Annotated in this window: 22 protein-coding genes and 1 pseudogene; 2 read left to right on the top strand and 21 right to left on the bottom strand. The window is 36.9% G+C overall.

The window, feature by feature from the left end; all coding sequences use genetic code 11:
- Nucleotides 1-27: 27 nt before the first annotated feature.
- From HMPREF1514_RS01190 to HMPREF1514_RS01105, 18 genes are all read right to left on the bottom strand, one after another.
- On the bottom strand, nt 28-258 hold the full coding sequence (locus HMPREF1514_RS01190; RefSeq protein WP_232216464.1) for a hypothetical protein: 231 nt from the start codon (nt 256-258) through the stop codon (nt 28-30).
- Nucleotides 259-406: 148 nt separating this feature from the next.
- A complete protein-coding gene (locus HMPREF1514_RS01185) occupies nt 407-634 on the bottom strand; it encodes a DUF7678 domain-containing protein (protein WP_000267706.1) in 228 nt (75 codons plus the stop codon).
- A gap of 113 nt (nt 635-747) precedes the next feature.
- Nucleotides 748-1,098 carry a type II toxin-antitoxin system PemK/MazF family toxin gene (locus tag HMPREF1514_RS01180; RefSeq protein ID WP_037596707.1) on the bottom strand — a complete coding sequence of 117 codons (351 nt, stop codon included), beginning with the start codon at nt 1,096-1,098 and terminating at the stop codon, nt 748-750.
- 11 nt (nt 1,099-1,109) lie between these two features.
- On the bottom strand, nt 1,110-1,598 hold the full coding sequence (locus HMPREF1514_RS01175; RefSeq protein WP_037596705.1) for a hypothetical protein: 489 nt from the start codon (nt 1,596-1,598) through the stop codon (nt 1,110-1,112).
- Nucleotides 1,591-2,943 (bottom strand): DEAD/DEAH box helicase, encoded by a 1,353-nt coding sequence (locus HMPREF1514_RS01170; protein WP_037596704.1) that lies wholly within the window; start codon nt 2,941-2,943, stop codon nt 1,591-1,593. The genes HMPREF1514_RS01175 and HMPREF1514_RS01170 overlap by 8 nt, the downstream gene beginning before the upstream one ends.
- Nucleotides 2,894-3,205, bottom strand: coding sequence for a VRR-NUC domain-containing protein (locus HMPREF1514_RS01165; RefSeq protein WP_037596702.1), 312 nt, complete (start codon nt 3,203-3,205; stop codon nt 2,894-2,896). Before HMPREF1514_RS01165 ends, HMPREF1514_RS01170 begins: the two co-directional genes overlap by 50 nt.
- 243 nt (nt 3,206-3,448) lie before the next feature.
- Nucleotides 3,449-5,803, bottom strand: a complete 2,355-nt coding sequence (locus HMPREF1514_RS01160) for a virulence-associated E family protein (RefSeq protein WP_037596700.1) — start codon at nt 5,801-5,803, stop codon at nt 3,449-3,451.
- 10 nt (nt 5,804-5,813) lie between these two features.
- Entirely contained in the window at nt 5,814-7,745 is a 1,932-nt protein-coding gene (locus HMPREF1514_RS01155; protein ID WP_037596698.1) for a DNA polymerase, read from the bottom strand.
- Between the two features lie 35 nt (nt 7,746-7,780).
- A complete protein-coding gene (locus HMPREF1514_RS01150) occupies nt 7,781-8,314 on the bottom strand; it encodes a DUF2815 family protein (RefSeq protein ID WP_037596696.1) in 534 nt (177 codons plus the stop codon).
- A gap of 1 nt (nt 8,315) precedes the next feature.
- Complete coding sequence (locus tag HMPREF1514_RS01145; RefSeq protein WP_051426764.1) at nt 8,316-9,458, bottom strand: DUF2800 domain-containing protein; 1,143 nt, start codon at nt 9,456-9,458, stop codon at nt 8,316-8,318.
- Nucleotides 9,442-9,741: a hypothetical protein gene (locus HMPREF1514_RS01140; RefSeq protein WP_037596690.1), complete on the bottom strand. Its 300-nt coding sequence runs from the start codon at nt 9,739-9,741 to the stop codon at nt 9,442-9,444. Before HMPREF1514_RS01140 ends, HMPREF1514_RS01145 begins: the two co-directional genes overlap by 17 nt.
- Nucleotides 9,742-9,756: 15 nt before the next feature.
- Complete coding sequence (locus HMPREF1514_RS01135; RefSeq protein ID WP_037596687.1) at nt 9,757-10,224, bottom strand: DUF7768 domain-containing protein; 468 nt, start codon at nt 10,222-10,224, stop codon at nt 9,757-9,759.
- A 218-nt stretch (nt 10,225-10,442) separates the two neighbouring features.
- Nucleotides 10,443-12,218, bottom strand: coding sequence for an XRE family transcriptional regulator (locus HMPREF1514_RS01130; protein ID WP_232216463.1), 1,776 nt, complete (start codon nt 12,216-12,218; stop codon nt 10,443-10,445).
- Nucleotides 12,219-12,973: 755 nt separating this feature from the next.
- On the bottom strand, nt 12,974-13,804 hold the full coding sequence (locus HMPREF1514_RS01125) for a hypothetical protein (RefSeq protein ID WP_037596681.1): 831 nt from the start codon (nt 13,802-13,804) through the stop codon (nt 12,974-12,976).
- Between the two features lie 37 nt (nt 13,805-13,841).
- The gene (locus HMPREF1514_RS01120; protein WP_037596679.1) at nt 13,842-14,645 is read right to left on the bottom strand and encodes a class I SAM-dependent methyltransferase; all 804 of its coding nucleotides are present in this window, start codon (nt 14,643-14,645) and stop codon (nt 13,842-13,844) included.
- Between the two features lie 23 nt (nt 14,646-14,668).
- A complete protein-coding gene (locus HMPREF1514_RS01115; protein ID WP_037596676.1) occupies nt 14,669-16,006 on the bottom strand; it encodes a YcaO-like family protein in 1,338 nt (445 codons plus the stop codon).
- The gene (locus tag HMPREF1514_RS01110; RefSeq protein WP_037596673.1) at nt 15,988-16,626 is read right to left on the bottom strand and encodes a hypothetical protein; all 639 of its coding nucleotides are present in this window, start codon (nt 16,624-16,626) and stop codon (nt 15,988-15,990) included. The genes HMPREF1514_RS01115 and HMPREF1514_RS01110 overlap by 19 nt, the downstream gene beginning before the upstream one ends.
- A gap of 170 nt (nt 16,627-16,796) precedes the next feature.
- Nucleotides 16,797-18,005 (bottom strand): MFS transporter, encoded by a 1,209-nt coding sequence (locus HMPREF1514_RS01105; protein WP_037596670.1) that lies wholly within the window; start codon nt 18,003-18,005, stop codon nt 16,797-16,799.
- A 390-nt stretch (nt 18,006-18,395) separates the two neighbouring features.
- Here HMPREF1514_RS01105 and HMPREF1514_RS01100 point away from each other — a divergent pair, with 390 nt between their 5' ends.
- Nucleotides 18,396-19,238 (top strand): helix-turn-helix domain-containing protein, encoded by an 843-nt coding sequence (locus tag HMPREF1514_RS01100; protein ID WP_037596667.1) that lies wholly within the window; start codon nt 18,396-18,398, stop codon nt 19,236-19,238.
- 303 nt (nt 19,239-19,541) lie between these two features.
- Complete coding sequence (locus HMPREF1514_RS09790) at nt 19,542-19,706, top strand: Rgg family transcriptional regulator (protein WP_332252747.1); 165 nt, start codon at nt 19,542-19,544, stop codon at nt 19,704-19,706.
- 171 nt (nt 19,707-19,877) lie between these two features.
- Here the strand turns inward: HMPREF1514_RS09790 and HMPREF1514_RS01095 are convergent.
- From HMPREF1514_RS01095 to HMPREF1514_RS01085, 3 genes and pseudogenes are all read right to left on the bottom strand, one after another.
- Nucleotides 19,878-20,690 (bottom strand): annotated as a pseudogene (locus HMPREF1514_RS01095) (recombinase family protein); the annotation flags it as partial.
- Nucleotides 20,691-21,088: 398 nt separating this feature from the next.
- Nucleotides 21,089-22,780, bottom strand: coding sequence for a TaqI-like C-terminal specificity domain-containing protein (locus HMPREF1514_RS01090; RefSeq protein WP_037596664.1), 1,692 nt, complete (start codon nt 22,778-22,780; stop codon nt 21,089-21,091).
- 67 nt (nt 22,781-22,847) lie between these two features.
- Nucleotides 22,848-23,399: a hypothetical protein gene (locus tag HMPREF1514_RS01085; RefSeq protein ID WP_037596661.1), complete on the bottom strand. Its 552-nt coding sequence runs from the start codon at nt 23,397-23,399 to the stop codon at nt 22,848-22,850.
- Between the last annotated feature and the right edge of the window lie 229 nt (nt 23,400-23,628).

Raw genomic sequence — 23,628 nt, 5'->3', positions numbered from 1 at the left:
CATCATATTATACGTTAAGTAGACCTATTACGCAAATGAAAAACAATCCAAAGAACAACGAACCATGCGCCTGTAATAATTCTCCATTATGTATGCTGCCATATCTGAGATGGCTTCCTTTGTCACTGGCATAACCTGCATGTTGTAGGTTTGTTGATTATAAAGTGTTAAAAATTGAACCTTGATATGGTAGATATAAACTCTTGAAGCAAATAAGGTAGATAGGATTTCAACTTCTAAGATTTTCAAGTGTAGCACCTCTTTCTGTTGATATTTCTAGTATAACTCAAAACAACTGATCAGGGATTGCTATCCTCTCAAATGTACAAAAAATGCCTGAAATGACCATTTTTTGTATATCAGACATTTTTAAGGCAGAAACTTCAAATATTTCTGCGCTCTATATTTAAGCTGGAAAACGTTCTAGAATCTGGTCCAAAATTTCTTCTAGGCTTTCATCTTCCGGATACATTTCCCAACCTCTGTCGTAACTAATGACTTCCTCACCGTCTACGTCCACTCCCAGTTTAAAGATGCGTCCGTTGTCTATTCCATCCTCGAAGGGTTCAGTGCTTACCTTTGCTAGGTAAACCACCTTTCGATTGTGACTTGTAAATATTCCTTCTTGCCACATGTTTCTGCCTCCTTTATTTTTTTAATGGCTTTACCCCTTTTCTTTTTTGTAAGTGTATGTTAACGTACTACTCTTTATTTATCAAGTGATTAGCGAAGATTATTCAAAAATTTTTAAACTCCTATCTGCACCCGTAAAGCCCGGTCAATCCGCACCAGCCAGGCCTCTTCTCGAATGGTCATGACCTTATTTTTTAACTGAAATTTATCCACCGTAAGAACCTGCTCTGCCAAAACCAAGCTGGACCACTTGAGCCCTTTGAAAACTTTCTTAGGGAGGTAGACGTGAGTAGGCAGGTGCTTTTTCTTATAAATCTGCTTGGTTAGGGGAACAACCGTAACCAAATGAGAATGGTCATTAGCCTTATTATTGCTGACGACGATGGCTGGTCGAATCCCCTGCTGGATGTGACTGTTTTTCTGATTTCCAAAATCTACATAATATATATCGCCTCGTTTGCACATATGGTTCTCCTCTAACTAAGTAAAAAATCTTCTAGTTGCTGGTTTCTGATAGCATAAATCAAACGGAGTTCCTTAACAGCCTTCTGCTTCCATCTACTAATAGTACTCCGGCTGATATGGTACTTGACCATAAGGTTGTCCCAGCTTTCTGACTCAATAACTAAATCCGTCACAAATTCTGCCAAATCATCCGGAAGCTGACTGACAGCCACTTCAAAGAAATGCAATTCCTGAACTAAACGGCAGTAGCGCTTTGATAAATATTGATAAAGCTCCCGATTGGCTTTTTCTGTTTCTTCCTTGTAGGACAAAGCAATGACCTCACTGCGATAGGGATTCTTACCGGTTTGCACCTTTGGTTCATCAGACCGACCATAGACCATGGTGTCCAGCATCTCGTTTTCTGAGATGCCGACAAACTGGTCCAACTGGCTGCGTAAGAGCTTCATCTCCTTTTCCAGGTTCTTGTAATCATAGAAAAGGCTCTCTATTTTATCCATCCGCTTCCTCCTCTCTCAATTCATATTTGACGGCATCAATCAGGGATTGCTGAGAGATGTCCTTTTCTTTCAATCGTTTCATGACTTGTTCGTCCATTGTGCTCTTTGTAATGATGTGGTGAACAACCACCGTTTCTTTCTGTCCCTGACGCCAGAGCCTGGCATTAAGTTGCTGGTACAGCTCCAAAGACCAAGTTAAGCCAAACCAACAAATGGTATGGCCGCCGGCTTGAAGATTAAGCCCATGACCGCTGCTTGCTGGGTGAATCAAGCCAAGGGGAATCTTTCCCTTGTTCCATTCCTCAATATCCTGATTGCTTTGAATCACTCTAGCTTCTGGAAAGCGTTCCTTGATGCGTTTCAAATCATGCTGGAACCAATAAGCGACTAACAAAGGCCGGCCATTCATACTCTCCACCATTTCTTCAAGAGCCACTAACTTCTGATCATGCAAGAGTACAGTATCCCGATTCTCATCATAAATCATGCCATTGGCCATCTGCAGTAATTTATTCGAAAGGCTGGCACTGTTTACGGCATCCAGCACCTGTCCTTTAAGTGAAACCACCATTTCTGCTTTGAACTCCTTATAAACCGCCAGCTCTTGCTCCGACATCTCAACTAGAACTACATTGTCCACTCGTTCTGGCATATTAAGATAATCGACTGCCTTCATCGAAATCGTCATATCCGCTATCTTGTCATAGATGGCTTCTTCTGCGCCATCCTTTGGCTTATAGGAAAAGATAACCTGACCGTTTCGTTTGTCGGGGTCAAAATACTGATTGCGAAAAGCTGTGATGAAGCGTCCTAGACGCTGTCCGCCATCTAAAATCCCAATCTCAGAAAATAGATCCATAATATTTCCAGGGGTTCCAGTCAAACCGACCATGCGCTTGATTCTAAATCGAACTTTCCTAAGAGCCTTGAAGCGTTTAGCCTGATAAGACTTAAAGCTAGATAGTTCATCAATCACTACCATATCAAAATCAAAGAGTTGATTCTGAATCAACCAGACGACATTTTCTCGGTTGATGGTATAAATAAAGGCTGCGCGTGTTAAAGCGGCCCTTCGCTCTGTTTCACTGCCAATGGCAATGGAAATATCCAGCCCCCTTAAATGTTTCCACTTATCTAGCTCACTCTTCCAAGTATGACTGGCTACTCGAAGCGGGGCAATGACCAGGACTTTTCTGACCTCAAATGAATCCAATATCAAATTCCACAATGCCGTTAAGGTAATCACGGTCTTTCCCAATCCCATATCAAGAATCAAACAAGCTGTCTCATGCTCCTCAATGAATCGAGTCGCTACCTCTTGATAAGGATGTGCTTTGTATGTCATCTAGTATTTCTCCAATCTTTCCTTTATCGTTCAATAAATAAACTAGAAAACCTAGCTTTCTTAACTGCTCCATGCGCCTGACCTGAATCTTTCTGGGCTTTTCTCCTGGGGCTTTTAACTCCACAAAACCAAGCCTGCCTTGAGGTAAAATCACGATTCGATCAGGCACCCCTACCAAGCCAGGCGAGACAAACTTCATGGCAAGACCACCCCGCTTCTGACTTTCTAGTCTCAGTTTTTCTTCAATTTCTCTTTCTCGCACTTCTTCTCCTCCCAGGGTTTCCGATAGGGGTTGCCAAAAGGGTTCAAACTCCTTACGCGCGTACGGGTGCCCATTACCCCTATTTTACTAGTAGTAACACTACTCTCTTAGAAAAGATAGGCAACTAAGGAAACTAGTACTAGAGAAACCACTATTGGCAATAGCTTTGAGCAGTTTCCCATTTGGTTGCTAAAAGGTAAAATCGAAAACCTGTGGAAACCAACTAACGGTTCCCAAGTTGCCTTACGGCACCCGGACAAACGCACGCTGAGTGCCATACAGGGAAAATTTCATCTTACCAGTCGTGTTTCCAGTGTACTTATTCCAGCCACCGATTTTATTTAGAATCCCTTCAATCTCATAGGAATCAGCCTTTTTGATATTCTGCCGTTCCTTGCCAAAGCACTCACACCAAATTTCCATAATGCAGACCCGCTCACGTGGCTCTATCCCTTTCAAAGTCTGACTGCCAAAGTCGCTCCCAGCCAAGAAAGTCCGCCTCTCATATAAATCCATCTTAGCCCAGGTATCGGGCAATAAGGTATCCAGGTACTCAGCTACAATGCCTTCTCGGTCGTCTGATTCCATAGCTTCCTGCCGCTCCTTATTTGCTTCATTTTCTGCTTTTCCTTTTAGAAATAGCTCTTCTCCTGACTCATAGTAGACCTTGGCTTCCGCCCATAGCTGGTCCACATCAACCAGTTCCCAGGGCTTTAACTGACTGGCATCTGATACTCGAATCGGCCAAAATCGTCGATTTCCGGTCACATCCCGAAGAAACCCACCTTCAGAGTTCGTGGAACCCACAATAATGCAAGTGCGTGGGTGACTTTCGACATTCACCCCATAGGCTTGACGGAACTTATCATCCTGTCGAGATATAAAGGATTTGACGGTCTCCACATCCGTTTTTCGAATTCCTGTCATCTCAGAAATTTCTAGAATCCAATAGCCCTGGAGCTTTTCTGCCGCAGTCTTATCCCGCATGTCTGAAATCGCCAGAGAATCCGAGAACCACTCTTTTCCTAGCTTGAGAAAGAAGGTTGATTTTCCTATCCCCTGAGGTCCATTTAGTACAAGAATAGAATCAAATTTAATACCTGGTTCATAAATTCTTGCTATCGCAGCCACCATGGTTTTTCTCATGACAGCTCGTGTATAAGTTGTGTCCTTTGCCCCAAGGTAAAGAATAAGAAGTGAATCAATCCGCTCAACCCCATCCCAGACCAAGGGTTCTAAATACTCCTTAATGGGATGGTAGAGCCGGTAAGAAGTCACCACAGCTAAAAGAGCATCCTTGAACTTGGTAGGTGACCAAATACCATAGACACGCTCAAAGTAGAGTTTGGCATTAGCTAAGTCCGAATCATTCCAGCCTGGGCGTGACCGTCTCCAAGGTAGCTCTCCAATCACATCAATGACATTCTTGAATTCGTTGTAGACAATATTTTGAAGGTTGGGGTCAAAATGGAGAATGGTCGCAATGTTGGATAAGGTATCCTTAACCTGGCCAGTCTTATCCAGCTCCAAGCTCGCCTGCCAATTCTCCGTATCAGCGAATTCTAGAGTCGCATCTGCTAAGCGCTCTTTTGCCAGTGTCTCCTTGGTCACATCATCTTTTAGGACAAAGTCCTGCATAGCCTTATAAGACGGTTGCTTAGCTGAATCTTTCTTTTCCTCATCATCCTGATCACCAAAGAGATGCAGGCGAACCAGGTCAAAAGCCGATAAAAGCCTGTGACCATAAGGGTCGGTCGCATGATGGCTATATGCAAATTTGTCATCATAAAGAACAACCCCAGCACTAGTTGTGGCATGAATATAATCAAAACGACCTGGAATGTTGGAAGGTTTGTAAACATCTCCTAGAAATTTTTCAATTGCTTCTGTAATGGTGTAGGTTCGGTTAAAAGCCCCAATCAAACCAGATTTCCCAAGAGGGTCTGCTTGTTTGGCAATGGACCGCTCCAGCAGCTTGTTCTGCCGGCTGGATACAGGCCACTCAGTCGTATCTTTCCAGTTCTGATAGCGTGCTAGAACCGTGTCCGGACTGAGAAAGTCACCCTCCAATTTTCTGAAGACAAATTCTCCATCTTGCGAGGTTGAAGGCCAATACATGAGGCGACTTGGTTCATAGGTTGTATCATCAAATAGCTCCATACCGATATCTTCAGCCACTTTTCTGGCAACAGCCTGGTATTCCTCAGCCGTTACTTCCCGAGATAAGGGGATAATCAAACGTAGCCTTGGATGCTCTTTGGTATGTTTATGCGTTGAATAGAAATAGGCAAAGAAAGAAAAGAAGAGTTCGACTTCATCCATAATGCCAGGTGTCGCAAAATCCATATCTAACGTCAGAGCCGAGCGAGACAACACCGCATCTTTCTTTCGTCTTCCTTTGTCAAGCTTTCCTAAAACAAAGCCGCCGACATCTTTAATGTTATCTTGTTTTGATTTCACTAGTTTCTTATACTCTGCAACGGTCTCAGCCGTTCGGATAGTGGTTGAAATGCGGGCTTCAAACTGCTCCAAGCTATAACTGGTTTGCGTCCAAATCTTATCAGTTCGTTTGTTTCCTAATGAAATGGTAAGTTCCATTCTTTCCTCCTTAATCTTTCTTATAAAATTCACAGGCATAGCCGTCGGCTCGTAAAGGCAGACCTTCGGCCCAGTCTGGCTTTGTGGCAAGTAGCTGGCAGACTGTTGCCACACTCTCTTCTCTCACTTCTACCACCACTTCATCATGCACATGAAGAACAATAGTTAATCCCTTTTGCTCGAGCTGCACCATGCCATAGGCCAATAAATCTCGGGCGATACCCTGAACAATATTTTCCACTAACTTTGGTCCATAGGTCTCAAGCCTTGTCCATTTCTTACTCTCTCCAATCCCTTCATAGGTCAAGCCGGGCTTGCCAAATGCGTTCATTCCCATGCGAGGTTTAACATAGGCTAATTTACGACCTGAAGGCAACGTAATAAAGAGCATTCCCGATTGATAACTAATGACTAGATTCTTTATTCTCCTTGCTTCTCTTGTTTCATAAACCTGCTTAGCAGCCCTGTCTATTTCCCACCAAAAAGCTACAATATGTGGATTGGCTGACCGCCACTGATTGACGAGTGGCTGCAGCTCCTCTTCTTCCAATCCCATTTCCAGCGCCCCCATAGCAGTCAAAGCGCCGACTGACCCACCATAACCAAGAGCCAGTTCTGCAATCTTACCTTTTTGACGAAGATGACTATTGGCCCCATGCTTTTCAACTGGTACTCCAAACATAGAAGATGCGGAAGCGCAATAGATATCCCCGCCCTGTTCAAAGACTTCTAACCGCCAAGATTCCCCAGACAGCCAAGCCAGCACTCGGGCTTCAATCGCCGCGAAGTCAGCAACGATAAACTGATGACCTGTTTTAGGGACAAAGGCAGTCCGGATGAGTTCAGAAAGGACACTCGGGACATTCTCATAGAGAGTATCCAAGGTTTCAAACTGCCCTTCTTTGACAAGCGTTCTAGCAAGGGACAAATCCTTGAGTTTGTTCTGAGGGAGATTTTGTACCTGGACTAACCGTCCAGCCCAGCGGCCGGTACGGTTTGCCCCATAGAATTGCAGGAGACCGTGTACCCGACCGTCAGAGCAAACACAGCGTTCGATAGCCCGGTATTTCTTGACGGAGGTCTTGGACATCAAGAGACGCAGCTTTAACATTTCAAGGACTTCACCATCTGCTTCTTTGAGATATTTCGTCACCTCTTTCTTTCCCAGCGAATCCATGAAGATTCCCTGCTCTTTCAGCCAGCCTTTTAATTGAGAAACGGAATTCGGATTTTCTAGGCCACTTAGCTCATAGGCGCGCTTCGTCACTTGCTCCTTATAAGAGAGGTCACAAAGAATGGCCTGTTCAACCAACTCCTGGTCTACTTCTATGCCTCGGTCATTAATTTCCTGATCCAACTGATAGAGAAGCTGCTCACTATCAAGCAAGGAATAATTTCTTAAACGCTCTCTAATAGCTTGTTCCACCTCTACATCTCGCTTGCAGTAACGTTTAAATAATTCCCAGTCCTCAGGGGCATGATGGGGAAAATTTCGTTCACGCATGCCATTTGATTTCGTTCCTTTACAGGGCAGACAGAAATAGCGAATCAGTCTGGCTCCTTCTTTCATCTTTTGTTCTTCTATGTTGAGAATTCGGCCGACTCCTTCAAGGGATAATGGTAGGCCTAGACTTGCTGCAAGCACTGCCGTACAGGACCAGGACTTAGCTGAGAGATGCTCTCCTAGAAACTTGGAAAGACAGACCCTCTCAAAGTTGGCATTGAAAGCTGTTTTTATAATGGCTTCATCTAATAGAGCTAAGAGTATCTTCTCCGGAATCTGCTCTCCCTGAGCCAAGTCTACCACCTGCGTTTCGTTTTCATCCTCCTTATAGGCAAAGAGCAAAATCTCAAATGCCAAGCTATCCACATAGCGATAGACACCGCATTTTGTTAAGTCTACATCTGAATAAGTTTCAATATCAATGCTTAGAGTTTTCATCCGTCCTCCAATAGGTAAAGAGGTGGAGACCCACCTCAGGCTAGAAAGTCGTCATCATCAACGGTTCCGAATTCATCTTCTGCTCGAACTCGGCCACCTAGTGGCTCTCCGTCTTTCAGTTTTTGAATGTTTCCAAGGCCAGCTGCCACCCCACGATTGCCATTGGAATTAAAGCCATAAAAGGTCACAGAAACCCGACCATAACAACCTGAATAGACTTCCGCCTGATCCAGGATTGGTTGAACCTGCTGGTCTACGACCTGCGGCTTTTGTTTGGAATTACAGTTAATGAAATAACTATTGACATAAGCTTCATCATCCGGCCGGTCAATATCTCCATCTCGGAGTGGAAGTTTCAAATTGGCTGGAATCTTCCCTCCAAATTTTGAAATGGCTTCTTGCTTTGCTTGTTCCACGGCTTGTTGGATTTTCTGAATCGTGGCCTTATCGCTCTTTGGAATAATAACTGATACAGAATATTTCGGTTCTGAACCATTGATAGATTGCGGTTCCCATACATTAGCATAGGACAGACGACCCGGTACAATGACTTTTGTTTCTTTTGACATATTAGTTTCCTCCAAATTCAGCTGCTGCTGGAATATATTCTTTTCGTTTATCACTTTCAGGAACAAGAGTTAACTTGCCCTGAGGTTTACGGACCAAGTGACCTAATACTCGATTAAATTCTTTCTTGCCCATTCGTTTCTCCAGTTCAGTTAGAGAAACTAGACTTTGTTTATAGATATCGGTGATTCCCTCTGCTTTCGCAAGTTTGGCTACCTCATCCTCGTCGGTAAATTGACGGATAGAGCGACCTTCGACCAGTTTAAATCCATTCCATGATTTATGAGAATTAATGGCCACCTTGGTCGCAAAGTCTTTCACCTCTGTTGCCCATTTGACGAGGTCATCCACATGAAGAAGAATTTCTTCAATTTCCCTATCCGTCAAAAGATGAGGGGAAGCTAACTGGAATCGTTCAAGCTCTTTATGATAGTCCATCCGTGCCCTAAGAACGGCATTACAAGGAGAGAACTGACACCAAGGACCGTAGGTGATTTCTCCTTCTCCTTTAAAGGCCAATTCAGCCTTTGGTTTCAGCTCCGTCTCAGCCCACTCTACCAAATCTTCTCGCTGTAAAATGGCAGTTGAGATATTACCTTTTCGTGGCTGAAAAATGGTCATTTTGACATCCTCAATATCATAGAGAGCATCATAGAGTTCCAAGGCTCCCAGAGCATAGAGTTTCATCTGCGGATTGTTCTCGGCTTCAACTAGCACCCCTTTGCCATACTTAAAGTCCACGACATGAAGGGTGTCGTCTGCCACAATGACGCAGTCAGCAGTCCCAAAACCTTCTGGAACATAACGGGAAAAGTCAACTTTCTGCTCAATGAGAATAATTGTATCACTCGTTCCTTGTTTCAGTTGTTCTAATTCATCTAATATGAAGGCGACATAGTCCTCCGTAGCTTGTTCCATCTCAAGAGTCAGCTCACCTTCCGGTTCTTCTGCTTCTATCTGAAGTGCGCTTCTCAGCTTATACTCAGCTAGAGCATGGGCCAGCGTCCCCTCTTCTGCCGCAGGATTAGTCTTGTGTTCAAAGAACTCCTCCAAGCGAGCAAGAGGCGGCACCGTCAGCCAACGATGGCTTGAAGATGCTGATAATAGTGCGTGTTGTTTTTCTGCCATATCATAGTCCTTTCGCATCTTCTAACAGAGAAGGATAATGCTTCTCTTCTACCGCCGAGAGCTTGTTAGCCCCGTACTGTTGAAGCAAGTCCCGCACCTGTTCTGTTTTCCCAGCTCGGGACTTCTCAGCCAGAACTTTACGGATATCCTCAATAGTAACAGTTTGTGCGACAGGCTTTTCTACTTCTTCTAATGACTTCTCAACGGTCTCTAGACTGAAAGAGCCACTTAGCTCCTCTAAGCTATCTGCCAACAAGCGTAAGTTCTCCACTACAATTTCTAATTTTTTCATTTGAGCCATGCCATTTCTCCTTTCTTACTCTAGGAACATGCTGGGAAACTTAGACCAGACAGATTCTTTTGTACTCCTTTGAGTACCTTCTCCAGCATACCGGACCTTGTGTCCACTGCACTGAATCGCAAATAGGGACTCAACCCGATCATCAATGTCCATGGTATAAGGATTGATAGGCTGACCATTCTCATGGAACAGTCGAAAGGGTTTCCCTAGCTCTTTTGCTGTATCAATCTCATACTTCATTCCTTGAGAGATGGTGGGACCATAGACCCAAATCTCATCGCACCGCTTTAAAAGCTCCTGCCCCATGGTTAGCCCTTGAATTCGCTCTTCAGGATTTCGGTCATTTAAGAACTGTGTCAAAAGTAAATGTGGAGCAAGGGGCACATAACCAGCTTTGGAAGCTTGCTTAGAATAAGCAATGGCCTTCTTTTCATTTTCTGCAACATTCCCTCGGTAGGGTGAACAAATAAATACTGTTTTCATTCGAAAAATCCGTCCTTCATCATTTTTTGGAGTTACTATCGATGGCCATCTCCAACTCACAAGACTAGTATAGAACCATTTGGCGAAAGACAACAGAGCAAAAAATGAAGGGTTTTAAACGGAAGAATGTAGTTTTAGAGGTCTCCACTTACATAAAAAGACTATTAAAACGCAAAAAAAGAACCCCTCAAAAAATGAAGGGTTCAAAAGAAAAAATTTTAAATTGTCTTCATATTCATGGATTCTAACATTTGGTTGACTTCTTCCACTGATAGATGATAACAATTTCTTAGAATCATTTTATAAGCACAATGGTGAGGAACCAGGTCGTTGAAACGGTGTGTACTCTTACCAATGAGATCAAAACTAAAATCTGGATAGAGTTTTAATGCGATACACACAGCAATTATTTTCTCTAATTTACCATTTTTTCCATGAAGAGTTTCCATTTTTTCAATAGTAGAGACACTGACACCGCTGTATTCTTCTAGCTTTTCTCGAGTGCAATTCTTTCGTTTCCGATGAAAGCGCATGGTTCCACAAAAATGATTGGGAAGGGATTCCATTATGCGGATTATCTCAGGAAAAATCTTACCTGTGTACTCAGGAATTGGATGAGCATCAATTAAATATTCAGAGAAGTCCAGCTCCACTTTTAGCTCTGGATAATTTCCTCGATACAAGATGTAGTCATTGAAGTCCTTTGGACTAATGCTTCTCTTGCCCTTGTAGTGAATATCAAATACCAGGCAACATTCATCCATATGGGAATAAGCGTAATCCGTCATCTGGTAAACACCCAGCTCCGTCATTTTGACATACTTCTCATTGTTTAGGCAGAAATGGGAATCTACATAAACGTATTTCCCTGAATCCATTATCGTTCTAAACTTTTCATTCTTAAAGTTCAGAAAGCACGCATTGTTAAAAGAGATGGTAAAGGTCTGATTGTTTTGAATCGCATCCGCTTCACAGGTATAGCTTTTGATGTATTCATTACCCACATACTTATAGATGCCTTCAAACTCAGTATAGCCAAGCTGCATCATTCGAATTTTAACAGCCCAACGAGACACTTGAAAGAATTGAGCTAAGTCATCAATCACCTGTTCAAACATGGTGATTCTTTCGTCTTCATCAAAAACTAAGGAATACTTAAGAAACAGTTCTTGCACCATCATTTTCGTGGTTTTCCTTGGCATTAGAATCCTTGCTGCAATGCCATTGGCCTGCCATTCCATCCAGTCATAAGCACTCCACTTACCTTCTTTAATAGCTGAGCGATTTAAACGGCTGGAAATCTTCATATCTTGACTACCAAACAAACTCTTATACTCATGATGAGTACGATGCAATAGCCAATGGACGCATTCATGAATGATCGTGTTATTAAAGCTGCCTTGATTTCTAAGACCTCTCACTTGGGGATCGACCAATACTGTTCCAGCTTTTACAGTCCGTTCTACCTCCTGGTCATGATTATAGAAAGTCACTAGACTATCCTTGAATACTGTTTCGCCAAAAATTGACCCATCTAAGGAAAGAATTCCCTCTTCAATTACAATTCCAATTTGCTCAACAAAGTCATAAATAGGTAAAGCCATAGGAGCATTTAGCATTTCAGGACAATATTTTTCTAAAATACTTTCTGCAATTTTGTCCATATCCTTAGACCGTACATACGGGACAAATTCTTTTGAATAATAAGGAATAGGACCTTTTTGCTCTGTCTTTACATACGGTTTAATATTGACAATGCTAAACTGATGTACTCCATTTTCCAGTAGAAATTTAATCTTCACCCTTAACCAAAGCTCAGTGCTGTCTTTATCATACCCGTACCGAGTATAGCCGCCAATTTCTAGATCTCCAATAACTAGAAGTTCAGATACAATAAAGTCCCCTTCCTTATTAACGGTCAGAACATTTTCAACGGAGAATTCCTCTAATTTCGCATAATTAACTTGGTTAAACAGAAACGTATATAGATCCAAAGATCGCCTGTTTTCAGATACATACGATCTGATTTTATTAAAAAACTGATTATAAAATTTATCCTGGAGAAAACTCTTAAACGACATAAAAACCTCTCTTTCATAAAAATCTTTCTCCCATATAATTTTTATATTTTCTATTTCACAGTCCAAACGAAAACTGCTTTTTTATTTAGTTGCCAAGTATAATTATATCAAAAAACAATCCATATACTAACTAGTTTGGTAAAATTATTTAAATTGAGACAGAATAAACTGAATCGCCCTCTTAGGATTTCGAATCAATTTTATATACTCAGCTTCCTCAGCCGCAATTAGTTTTATTCTTAAAGCATCCGTATCTTTTTTGATATCATCATAATAGGCCTTAACTTGTGGAGTCAGAACAACAACGTCATAGTATAGTATAATTTCATAATGAGAATCTTGCAGAAGAAATATTAACTCCCAGCTCCTCAGTTCCTTCTTTATAGGAATTTGCTAACATCGCAGAAGTTTCCGTACTCGTACAAAAAAACTAAAACTTTTAACTCTTTCTCTAAAAAATGGATGACCATCTGGTCACTTAAATCATTTCCTTTAATGCTATGAAATCCTTCTATGCTAGTATTTAGTATGTTCCCCGTAGCAAGCCCCCTCTCTCTACTTTCTCAACTACTTTATCCATGAAGAATCACTTTCTATAAGGTATATACTTGATTTGGAATGTCCGATAGCAATACTTGGATAACTTTACTTTTCTGGTCATAACATTTTTAAAACTGATATAAATTATCCAAAAAGCTTAAATTTGATCCAGGAATAATAGAAAAAATTACCTCATTCACTCCAAATACTTCCAATTCTCTTAGATACAATTTCAGAATTTCCTCTGTCATAACTAAGATATCTCTATCTTCAAACTGAATAATTTCTATTTTCTTCACTGCATTATTAATACTAATAGGTAAAAACATAATTAGTTTCTTGTTCTTTATTTTTTGTTTCAGCTTAGAAATATCCTCTAAATTACTTAACCAAATAATATTACTATCAATCAATTTGTCAAATTTATTAACCATGTCAATATTTTTTGTAGCTATAGCTAATCTAGGAATCTGTTTTAAAGCACCCATAGAATAGTAATGATTCTTTAGATTGATACGTCCATCCTGTTCCAAATTATTGAAATGATGATTATATTCAGTCAACCAAAATTCAAGGTTTAAACTCTTTTCACTCCATGAAATATTTGAATCTTTAAACAATAACTCTTTCTCTCCACTGCCAACTCCTATAATTAAATTTTCTGTATTAACTAAGTTGCCCAAAGTTATTAATTCTCTAATAGTTAACATAATATTTCTAAAAGAAGTGTTTAGAACTCCAATACCTAATTTTAAAAATCCATATTTAGATAATACATACTGAATAGCTAACAGGGGGTCCATGGCTATGCCTTCATCGCTATCTCTTTTCTGAGTTGCCGGTAAATCTCTAAACCAAATCCTTAACTCATTGATGTTCTTTAGCTGATTTAGGCGATTCAGCTCATCATCTATATTAAAATTCCTATCCAAAGTAGGTAACATAATTCCATATTCCATTTTTATACAATCTCCATTCAATGTTCACTCTGATAAATTATAGTATTTGATTTTTATAAAACGAATTTCCAACTTTTGCAATAAATACTACTTCCGATTCATCAGCTAAAGCTACATAACTCTCTATTTCTTCTATCATTTGTAAATAGTTGTCAGGTAACATATCTTGTTTTAATCGTTTAAATAATTCATTATTTTTCTGAAAATTCCAATAAGATTGTAAATTAGAATAGCGTATAGAATATTTCTTTGATTTATGAGAAACACGTTGCAATGTACATTCTACAATACTATTCTGAATATGTTTTTCATATAAATATTTATTTTTCATGTTGAAGAACCGTTTGGCTTTTTCCAGTACCTTACCCTCATTTGCGTACCTATTAATAATTTCATTTATATGTTTTATATTTAATAGACTATCATTTGGTTCCCATTCACAAATTCCAAAAATTCCATCTGGTTCCAGTATTTGTGAAACATTTTCCAATATTTTTTTTCTATCAAAAAAATGAATAGCAAACATTATCATTACCGCATCAAATTTCTCTGTATTAGTTGAAAAAAAACGATTAATATCCTCTACTTTGAAAGTAATATTTGAATATTGTAATTGATTTAACTTTTCTTTTGCATACGCTATTGACTTTTTATCAATATCAATTCCAACTATTTTGCAAGGCGAATCGACAGTACTAGATAATATAAATGCTTCTAATCCTACTCCACAAGCTAAAATAAGTACATTTTGTGGATGATATTGAGCAAATTGTTGTACGAATCCATATCTAGCGTCATGTAATGCGTATTTCCAATCTTTAAAAGTAATACTATTATCCAAAATAGAATGCCTCCTTATCCATTTTAGCTATGAGGTAATGGAAATAAATTTGGTAACTTATTACCTAAAGTTTGTTGTAATCTCTTGTTTCCTAGCAGAGGAAAAGCTGTAGGCATATTAGCTAACATTTTAGGAGCTATACATCGAACGACGCTCATGCCTGCTACTTCTATATCAGACGTTGTAATATTTGCCATAAAAACATCAATTTTTTTATCTCTAAATTCTTTAATCAAGAATTTTTGTTGTTCACTTTCTGTTAAAGAACTATTTATATCTAAGTACTCACTAATATTTTGGTAAGATGTTGTATTAAAAAAACTCATAACCTCATCATAAGCAACCGTATCCAAAAAGAATTGTGTATTTTGGAGTAAACTTATCATATCAGAATAGTCTTTATTATACACTTTAGTATAATTTCTATCTCTTTGAAAATCTTTGACACCAAACATATCTTGGTAGTTTTCTTTCCAGATAAATCCTTTTGGATCGGATAAATTAAAACTAAACATACGTAACTGATATGCTTCCATCAAGGCTTTTTCACTGGCCTGTTTAATATTAAAATGACAAGAAAAACCAACTGTGACAAATTTATTCTCATAATCGTTCAACACACATGCTACTGTATACACTGAAAATTCAGTAGATAGTAGTAAAAACTTAAGAGCAATTCCTTTTGTTTCCGATTCATTTATTACGTCGCTCAATCTATCTTTGGAATCTATTATCAACTCTTTTGCTGGCTTTCTTCCTATCCACCAAAGCATCGTCGCATCTCTTTCAATAATTTCTAACAAACTATTTATTATGGCATAATTAACAGTTGAACCTGCAGACAATCCTGAAAATAGTATGGGTAATCTATTCCCTTTGACTTTTTTATTTTTTTGATAACTACGATAATCAACATATACTACATCTGCAGGTAGATAACAGTTCTCATCTTTTACTAGGTTTATCATTGGAACCCACTCTACTAAAACTGACTCATCTACCCCGAAATAAGTATTTATTTTCTCCAATTGCTCTTTGGTAAATTGTAAAAATTCCTTTGGATTTAAAAAATTATAACCTCTTTCTAACATTTCAACTACACTCGCCTTCAATAAATCGTCGGGAACATGATTTCCACAATATCTTTCAACCCCTTCTCCTATAGCAGACTTAATAGCCTTATCCTCATCGAAGCTATAACCTGTACTAATTTTATCCATCGGCCAATTCAACAACCTTGATACATCATTAAGTAAACATGTATACGCAAACATAGAAGACGGTTCCCCATGCCTATTCTCCACTTTGTATACATGTTTCACTAAACCAAAAACCTCATCTACTACATCAAAAATAGCCATTTCCACTCCTCTTTTATTTTTTCTTTTACAACTGGAAGAGATGTATACTGTACAAAACTCATCTCATCAGTTCGAATATCAATCTTTCCGGCCATAGTCTCTCTTGATTCAGCCAGTTCAATAAAATCAATAAATAATTTTCTATATTCACTAGATTCAAATATAGTTTCCGACATTAACTGAGGATATTTTCGCTGATTTTGCATCATTTCTATATAATATTTATAAAATTTGGAAGATGATAATACTCTTATCACGTAATTATCTATTTCATCCTTAGAATACAAAACTGGACTAATTAATATATAATTATCAAGTGTATTTAGTATTCTAATCTTTCCTTCATTCTCTAATAATGTATTTAATGAGTATATATCAAAATATTTGCATTTACAAATGTATGTCGGGAGGCTAAAATTTTTAGTTACAAATGAATTGGAAAGATCAATAAATTGACTATTTTTTAATATATCAAATAAATTATCTGATATACCTTTACATAATTGATTATAAAAATCTTCAAAATTCAAATGAATAATAACCTTTTTATCTGTTTTTCTATCCCATATCAACGTTCTTCCATCGTAAGGTAAAACATGGACAGTACTTTTTAAATACACTTTAGTCCTCCTTTCCACTCCAAAAAGCAGCACTCAAGTTTACATGAGTACTGCTCCTCTAGACTAATCAGCTTCGTAATATGCAGCAGCATGATGACAATTTGCTACATAGGACATAACAACTTCTTCAAGTTCTTCAAAAATAATTTTTTCTGATTTGTTCATATTCATTACTCCTCAATTTTAAATTTGATGATTTTTCTATTTAATAATATCCAAATAGTTACGATAGCGTATATAATAGTTGCAATCAGGTAAACAGCCTGTATACCAATCCGACTACTTAAATAGCTAAATATTGCCAAAGAGCCAGATGAAGTAATCGTTAATATTAATTGCCGTAGAGAAAAAACACGTCCTATCGAATAAGTAGGGGACTTCTCTTGTATTAATGATTGTTGCACCAAATCTCTAATTTGATACGGAATGCCAATGAAAAAGTTAATAACAAGAGCCAAGAAAGCTACTTTATTAAAAGCGTATATACCTGTAAAAATAGCAACCAAAAGTGATGAAAAAAAGATAACCTTTCCCCCCAACTGAGAAATATACTTAGAGTATCTAATGCTTATAATTCCTCCTACAATTGAACCTACAAAGTAAGCAGCTCCTTGAAATCCCCACCATTCCTCTGATAAGTTCAAAAAACTCGTCGTGAAAAATAATAGAAAAGTTTGCGTCCAAATCACATTAGCAATTGATTCACATGTGTCCATAATGGTTATATTCCACAATTCAGTAATATGGAACAAATCATACCATCCCTGCTTCAATCTCTCAAAATAAGAGAGTAAATTCGTTTGCACTCTATCTTTTGTATCTATTTTCTTCAAGAGCCACAAGGATATAGTAATCATCAAAATAATCACACAAAATGCCGCAAAAGGATTAAGTAATAGAACAAAAGGTATTCCAAATGTCCAAGTAGCAGTTTGAAATACTTGAATGACAGTATAGAAAATACCATTTAAACGAATTCTATCCTCTTTAATTATATCTGCAAGCAATACACCTTGCGCAGGAGAAATAGCACTATCTAATAAACTCAATAAAAATTTTGATATTAACACAATGTATATATATCTATAAGTACATATGAGTAGTATAATAATAAAAACTTTGGCTATCAATGCTCCTAGCATAATCCACTTTGCTGAGATCTTGTCAAAAATATTTGAAAGTAGAATACTTCCTAATATTCGTGAAATAGATCCAACAACTAGAATCATACTTGTATCAAATAGCGATTGACTCATTTGATATACAAAGAGAATTAAAACCATATCTAACAATATTCCAGCAAGAATGATAAATACTTGGGCTGTTAGAAACTTTAAAAATGACTTACTAAGTTTATTACTTTTTATTTCTGTTCTCACAACTATCCTTTTTCAAATATTCATTTAGTTTAGAAAAATCACAATATTTTACTAAATACTCTTTAAATTAATAGTTAACATGCAACGTCTTATCTATAATACATTGGTATCACTCCCTCCTACATCGTGTTACTTCATTAAGATGTCTTAAAAATTAATTGTGCATTTTATCTTTTTAGTAGTAGTAAGTCTTTGGGGAATCCCAAAGACTTAAGTGTACACCTAAGCACTCTATCCACCTACAATAATTATGATATCCAAAAATAAAAGCGGTATTGGTAAATATTTGGTAAATTTTGAAATCTTCAGCATCTTATTTCTCCTTTTTTCTTTTCTATATTGTACAATAAAGAAAAGAAATTAGCATTTTTGTTGTGAAAGTGGGAATATATGAAATTCGATTTAGGAAAAACCCTTAGAAAAATTCGTAAAGGAAAACAAATTAGCATTAGTTCTGTCGCTGATGAACATTTATCAAAATCACAAATTTCTAGATTTGAGAGAGGCGAATCTGAGATATCTTGTGCTAGGTTAATAAATATTCTTGATAAACTTCATATATCATTAGAAGAATTTTTGATAATACATAATAACGATTTTGGAAAATGTGAAAACTTTATGAATCTTATAAAACATATTCGTGAAGATTATACCCTACATCGTGTTACATCACTCAAGGATATACTATATTGTAATAGTGATTTAACAGACTTTGATAGGACAATGTTAAAATCAATTATATATGCTCTTGATAGCTCCCATAAACCTACTGGCGAGGAATTATTAAAATTAACAGATTATCTTTTCAAAATAGAAAATTGGGGTTATTACGAAATAATATTACTAGGAAACTGTGTCCGAACCATAGAGTATTCTTCTTATTTTTTACTAACTAAAGAAATGTTGAAAAATTATATATACTCCTCTTTAAATAAAACAAATAAAAAATTAGTAACCCAACTTGCTATTAACTGTTTAATTGCAAGTATAGATGCTAAGAAATACAACAATTGTAGATTTTTAATCAAAGAAATATCTAGCTTACTAGATAACGAACTAAATTATTATGAACAAACTGTATTCTTATATGCTCAAGGATACCTCGAATTTGCACAAGGAGCTCACTCTGGAATATCCAAAATGAGAGATGCATTACAGATTTTTGATATTCTAAACGAGAGTTCAATTAAAAAACAGTACGAGGATCATCTTTCCTCACTTATTGATAAATAATAAAAGTGAATACTACATTTACTGAACATTCATCATTAAAAGAACTAAACTTTAATAATTTGAGACTTTTGGAAATTTTATTTAAGAGTGGATGCATAGAACAAATGGATACACTAGATAGCAGCATACAACCTACAGATAATGAAATACTCCAATTAACGGATTATCTGTTCAAAGTCTAAAAATGGAAGCTATTATAAAATCATACTACTTAAAAATTATGCTATAACTATTGAGTACACTTTATTTTTCCTATTAATAAAAGATTAGTTACTCAACTCGCTATTAATTGTTTGATATTAAGTGTATATAAAAATCAATATAATAACTGAAATTAAAAAACTTTTAGCTAATGAATTAAACTTCTATGAAGAAACTGTATTCCTTTATACTACTGAGTATTTCGAATTTAAAAAAGATTCAAATAATAGTATAGCTAAAATGAAGCAAGTTATCCAAGTATTTTAACTTTTGGTGAGAATAATTTAAAAGTTCAATATATCAGACATTATTCTAAATATATACAAAAAATTAATTTTTTAAATTTATATCTTTTCTTTACGATATAATTAGGAAATTTCAACTCATTCACAAGTCTTTGCCAAGGCTTTGATTTCCTTCTAACCATTTTTCCTTCTATTTTTCATTTCTAAGGATATTGTAGATGGCAAGATTGGACCAGTTTTCTAATCCAGTAACCGTCGGAATATGGTTGGCCATTAACGATTCAGCAATATCACGCGCAGTTCTGCCATTCATATAAGAATCGTAGATATACCTTACTACCTTGGCTTCCGAATCATCAATTACGATTTGACCATACTTGTCCTTAGTATAGCCAAGTAGATTATGCGTTGGGATGATTGGGATACCGCGTTTGAAACGCTCGATAATAGACCAAGTAATCGAAGCACTCTTCTGCTCACTCTCGCCTTGAGCTACTATAGACATAACTCCTAACACCAGCTCACCTTTGGTATCCAGCGTATTTAGATTAATGTCTTCGATTAAAATACCTACTGGATGAGGTAAAGCTTTCAGCTCTCGGTAGATGCTAATGAAGTCAAGCTGGTTTCGAGCAAAGCGACTGATACTCTTGACCAGTATCAAATCGATTTTCCCTTGCCTGCAATCTTCCAGCATTTTTTGGAACTGCTCACGCTTCTTAATGGTTGTTCCAGACACACCCTGATCAGCATAAATGCCTGCCAGCTCCCAATTAGGTGTATTCTGAATCCGTTCCATATAAGTTTGTTTCTGCAGTTCAAAACTACCAGATTGGGATTCATCAAAAGTGCTCACCCGGCAATACGCTGCAACACGAGTCTTTTGCTGTCCCAAACTAGCATTCTGCACAACTGCTGGAATGACCTCAACGGTTCTTTTGGACTCAAAAGCATTGCGGATGCGCTCTTGCTTCTTCGTTAATTTCTTAGAACTCCTTCTGACCATTTTTCCTCCTTTCCAGAAATCTGCACTATTATTATAAACGAGTAGTCAATAAATCATTAAAATTTAACTAAGGCTATTCAAAAAAGAGGACCTAAGTTTTGAACCGGTCCCCCTCCCACTATGTTAGCTAATATTATCCCTTACAGTTGACAAATAGCAAGAAAAACAAATTAAAAATTATTCTAGTAAAAAGAAATAAAATACTTAAAAAACACAAATTCTCCTTGACAGAGAACCCACCATGTTAGTAATCTATCCTTTTCGGACGAACATCCTCATGTATTCGCTATATTCAAAGAGAGTATCGGCCACAGCCTTACCGCAATCATAAAAAGTTGGAACACTTCAAGTCGAACTTATTATTGGCGGCATTATCAATTATGAAACGAATTAGCCTATTAAACAGGCATACGTTTACTATCTAAATCAAAAACTCCATAAACAATATTGTCAATTTCTTCTTGCTTATCTTTTCCATCATAGATAATTTCATCAACTAAAGAGGTTAGCAGTTTATCAGTTTCTTCATCAATCTGCGGAAAAGGCAACTCAGATAAATTCCCTCTAAGAACTTTAAGTTCCCCAAAAAGTTTCTCATAGATAAACTGGTACAAGCTAGAATTCAAAAATGCTAACACAGTTTTTGTAGACATTCCTAAAATATTAGGAATTAAAATATTAGCACTATTTAAAAATAAACTAGCCGAATCATCATAAGCAAACATTAACTTATTTGAAACAAATTTATAGACCAGCTTTTCATCGGCTCGATAAATTTCATCTTTCGCTACCTGCTGAAAAGAATCCCTATCATATAAGACATATTTCTTTGCTTCTCTAAGTCTGAATTTTTCAATCTCTTTACCGGTATAGATCTTTTCCAGTAAAGGCCCTTCGGAAGACTTCAACAATTCTTTATTGTTTCCCGTGACAATACCTAGTGCCCACTGACTATTCGACAAGGAATAGACGGAGCGATCTAAAACTTGTTTAATAACTGCTTCCTCTTGTGGTTTCAAAAGCGCAAAAACTTTATTTTTAGTATGTTCAAAAGAAGAATAACTAACATAGAACTCTTCCATTTTACTTCGAACCCTGATTTGTGTTACAGTGACGCCCTTCTTAAAATTCATACTTATAAAATTGGTCATAACGCCAGTAAATGATGAACTATACTGATGGATCTCATTCAAATCATGATTCGAAATTATAAAATCTCGTATTATTGTATGAGATTTTACATTAAGAATTGATTCTGGAAATAAAAAATTTATTTGCCCCTCATTTTTCAATAAATTATAGGCTTTAACGAAAAATTGTACAAAAGATTCTTTAGAGTTGATTAAATTCGTGACCGACTTAGACTTATTCCCCCAAGGTGGATTCGTTGCGATAAAATCAAATTTCGTTTCATTTTCAAAAAGATTATTAGCAATTAAAAAATCTTTACAAATTATATTAGGAACGAACTCAATATCTCTGTATGTTAGTAATATATTAATCTTTGAAATGAATGCTCCAATGGGATCATTTTCTATCCCGTATAATTTTGTAGGGTCGGCTGTTTTCACTCTCGTTAAAAATGCCCCGCTACCGCAACACGGATCTAAGAAGTTAGAATCTTCATCTAGTTCAAACTCAGATAACATATCATCGACAATTTCTTTTGGTGTATAATATGAGCCTTTTTTATTTTTATCACCTTCTGATAATAAGCTCTGATATAAGCCACCAAGAATATCAGAATCCTTAGTAAACTTTGGAATTTTTGACTCAATTTGTAAATTCTTAACAGAAAATTGGTTTTCAAAGTCACGGAGAATTTCTTGAACAGTATTACGTTCATATATATTCGCATCTTGAAGTAAATTAGTAGCAACATGGTAGATAATATCTGGAATATTGAGATCACCATAGACTTCAGAAACTTCTTTAATGAAATCAAAAATAATGTCATCAGCTATGTATTCAACCGGAATTATTCGTTTTATTGATTTTTGTTTATTAGCAAAACTCTTTAATTTTCCATCAGCATTAACAGATAGTCTATCCCAATTACGCTTTGTTGCATCAGAAATTATATTTTCCATAAATAATATTCTTCCTTTCAATCGTGTGTATGATACCTCAACCCACAGTGATTGTCAAGCAAATTCTTTACTTGTTTGGTAAAGTTAACAGAAGATCATAAAGCTCTTCATAGTTCACCCAACGATATAAATGATTATCGAGATGATACTTGATTGTTTTTTCGTTTAGATGAAACTGACCTTCTCCTTCATTTCCACGATGTTGTTTATCTGAATAATTAGGCAATGAGAATACATCTTCACTATTTACTAGAAATATAGCAATCCTATCTTGGAAAAATAACCCATAATATAAAATGTCAAACTCGACAGTTTTGACCTGCTGAATATTACAATCGAATTTTTCAGTAAGAATATCATGGCTATCAATCATTCTATGCTCTACTGTAGAATTAAGAATTTGTTGAATGACATTACTCTCAGTGATAGTCTCTTTATTTTTTCTCATCACTGTTGAAAATTTAACTTCGATACGATTCAAATATGAGTCCGTTAAATCATAAGCCAAGTTCCCAGACATATCTACTTTAATCAGGGCCTTAATCATATACTCAGCAACCGTACCAAATCTTCTTGTACGGAGAGAAAAAATACCTTCTTTAAAGTCTTGAAAATTCATTATACAATCCTCCATTGATAATAATTCATCTACTAGTTTTGTAAACAACTAATTATATCACATTCAATTTATAAAAAATAGGTATAAATTATCTGTTTCACAATGTAGCACGAATTTACACATTCTAGGTTAAAAATATTATCCTTTAGCCTATGAAAACAAACATCCCACCTATGGGTTTGTAGGAATAAAATCAGTCACTTTCTTACAAGTACTTCCACAAACTTAA

Origin of the sequence: Streptococcus sp. AS20, assembly GCF_000524255.1 — a bacterium.
Classification (GTDB): Bacteria; Bacillota; Bacilli; order Lactobacillales; family Streptococcaceae; genus Streptococcus; species Streptococcus constellatus.
This window is presented reverse-complemented; position numbering and strand designations above follow the sequence as displayed.

What these genes read in the sequence shown, in the direction of transcription:
- HMPREF1514_RS01125 (WP_037596681.1), bottom strand. Translation starts at nt 13,804, where the DNA reads ATGGAATATGGAATTATGTTACCTACTTTGGATAGGAATTTTAATATA.
- HMPREF1514_RS01115 (WP_037596676.1), bottom strand. Translation starts at nt 16,006, where the DNA reads ATGGCTATTTTTGATGTAGTAGATGAGGTTTTTGGTTTAGTGAAACAT.
- HMPREF1514_RS01145 (WP_051426764.1), bottom strand. Translation starts at nt 9,458, where the DNA reads ATGCGAAAGGACTATGATATGGCAGAAAAACAACACGCACTATTATCA.
- HMPREF1514_RS01170 (WP_037596704.1), bottom strand. Translation starts at nt 2,943, where the DNA reads ATGACATACAAAGCACATCCTTATCAAGAGGTAGCGACTCGATTCATT.
- HMPREF1514_RS01100 (WP_037596667.1), top strand. Translation starts at nt 18,396, where the DNA reads ATGAAATTCGATTTAGGAAAAACCCTTAGAAAAATTCGTAAAGGAAAA.
- HMPREF1514_RS01090 (WP_037596664.1), bottom strand. Translation starts at nt 22,780, where the DNA reads ATGGAAAATATAATTTCTGATGCAACAAAGCGTAATTGGGATAGACTA.
- HMPREF1514_RS01085 (WP_037596661.1), bottom strand. Translation starts at nt 23,399, where the DNA reads ATGAATTTTCAAGACTTTAAAGAAGGTATTTTTTCTCTCCGTACAAGA.
- HMPREF1514_RS01150 (WP_037596696.1), bottom strand. Translation starts at nt 8,314, where the DNA reads ATGTCAAAAGAAACAAAAGTCATTGTACCGGGTCGTCTGTCCTATGCT.
- HMPREF1514_RS01185 (WP_000267706.1), bottom strand. Translation starts at nt 634, where the DNA reads ATGTGGCAAGAAGGAATATTTACAAGTCACAATCGAAAGGTGGTTTAC.
- HMPREF1514_RS01175 (WP_037596705.1), bottom strand. Translation starts at nt 1,598, where the DNA reads ATGGATAAAATAGAGAGCCTTTTCTATGATTACAAGAACCTGGAAAAG.
- HMPREF1514_RS01155 (WP_037596698.1), bottom strand. Translation starts at nt 7,745, where the DNA reads ATGAAAACTCTAAGCATTGATATTGAAACTTATTCAGATGTAGACTTA.
- HMPREF1514_RS01180 (WP_037596707.1), bottom strand. Translation starts at nt 1,098, where the DNA reads ATGTGCAAACGAGGCGATATATATTATGTAGATTTTGGAAATCAGAAA.
- HMPREF1514_RS01140 (WP_037596690.1), bottom strand. Translation starts at nt 9,741, where the DNA reads ATGGCTCAAATGAAAAAATTAGAAATTGTAGTGGAGAACTTACGCTTG.
- HMPREF1514_RS01160 (WP_037596700.1), bottom strand. Translation starts at nt 5,803, where the DNA reads ATGGAACTTACCATTTCATTAGGAAACAAACGAACTGATAAGATTTGG.
- HMPREF1514_RS01135 (WP_037596687.1), bottom strand. Translation starts at nt 10,224, where the DNA reads ATGAAAACAGTATTTATTTGTTCACCCTACCGAGGGAATGTTGCAGAA.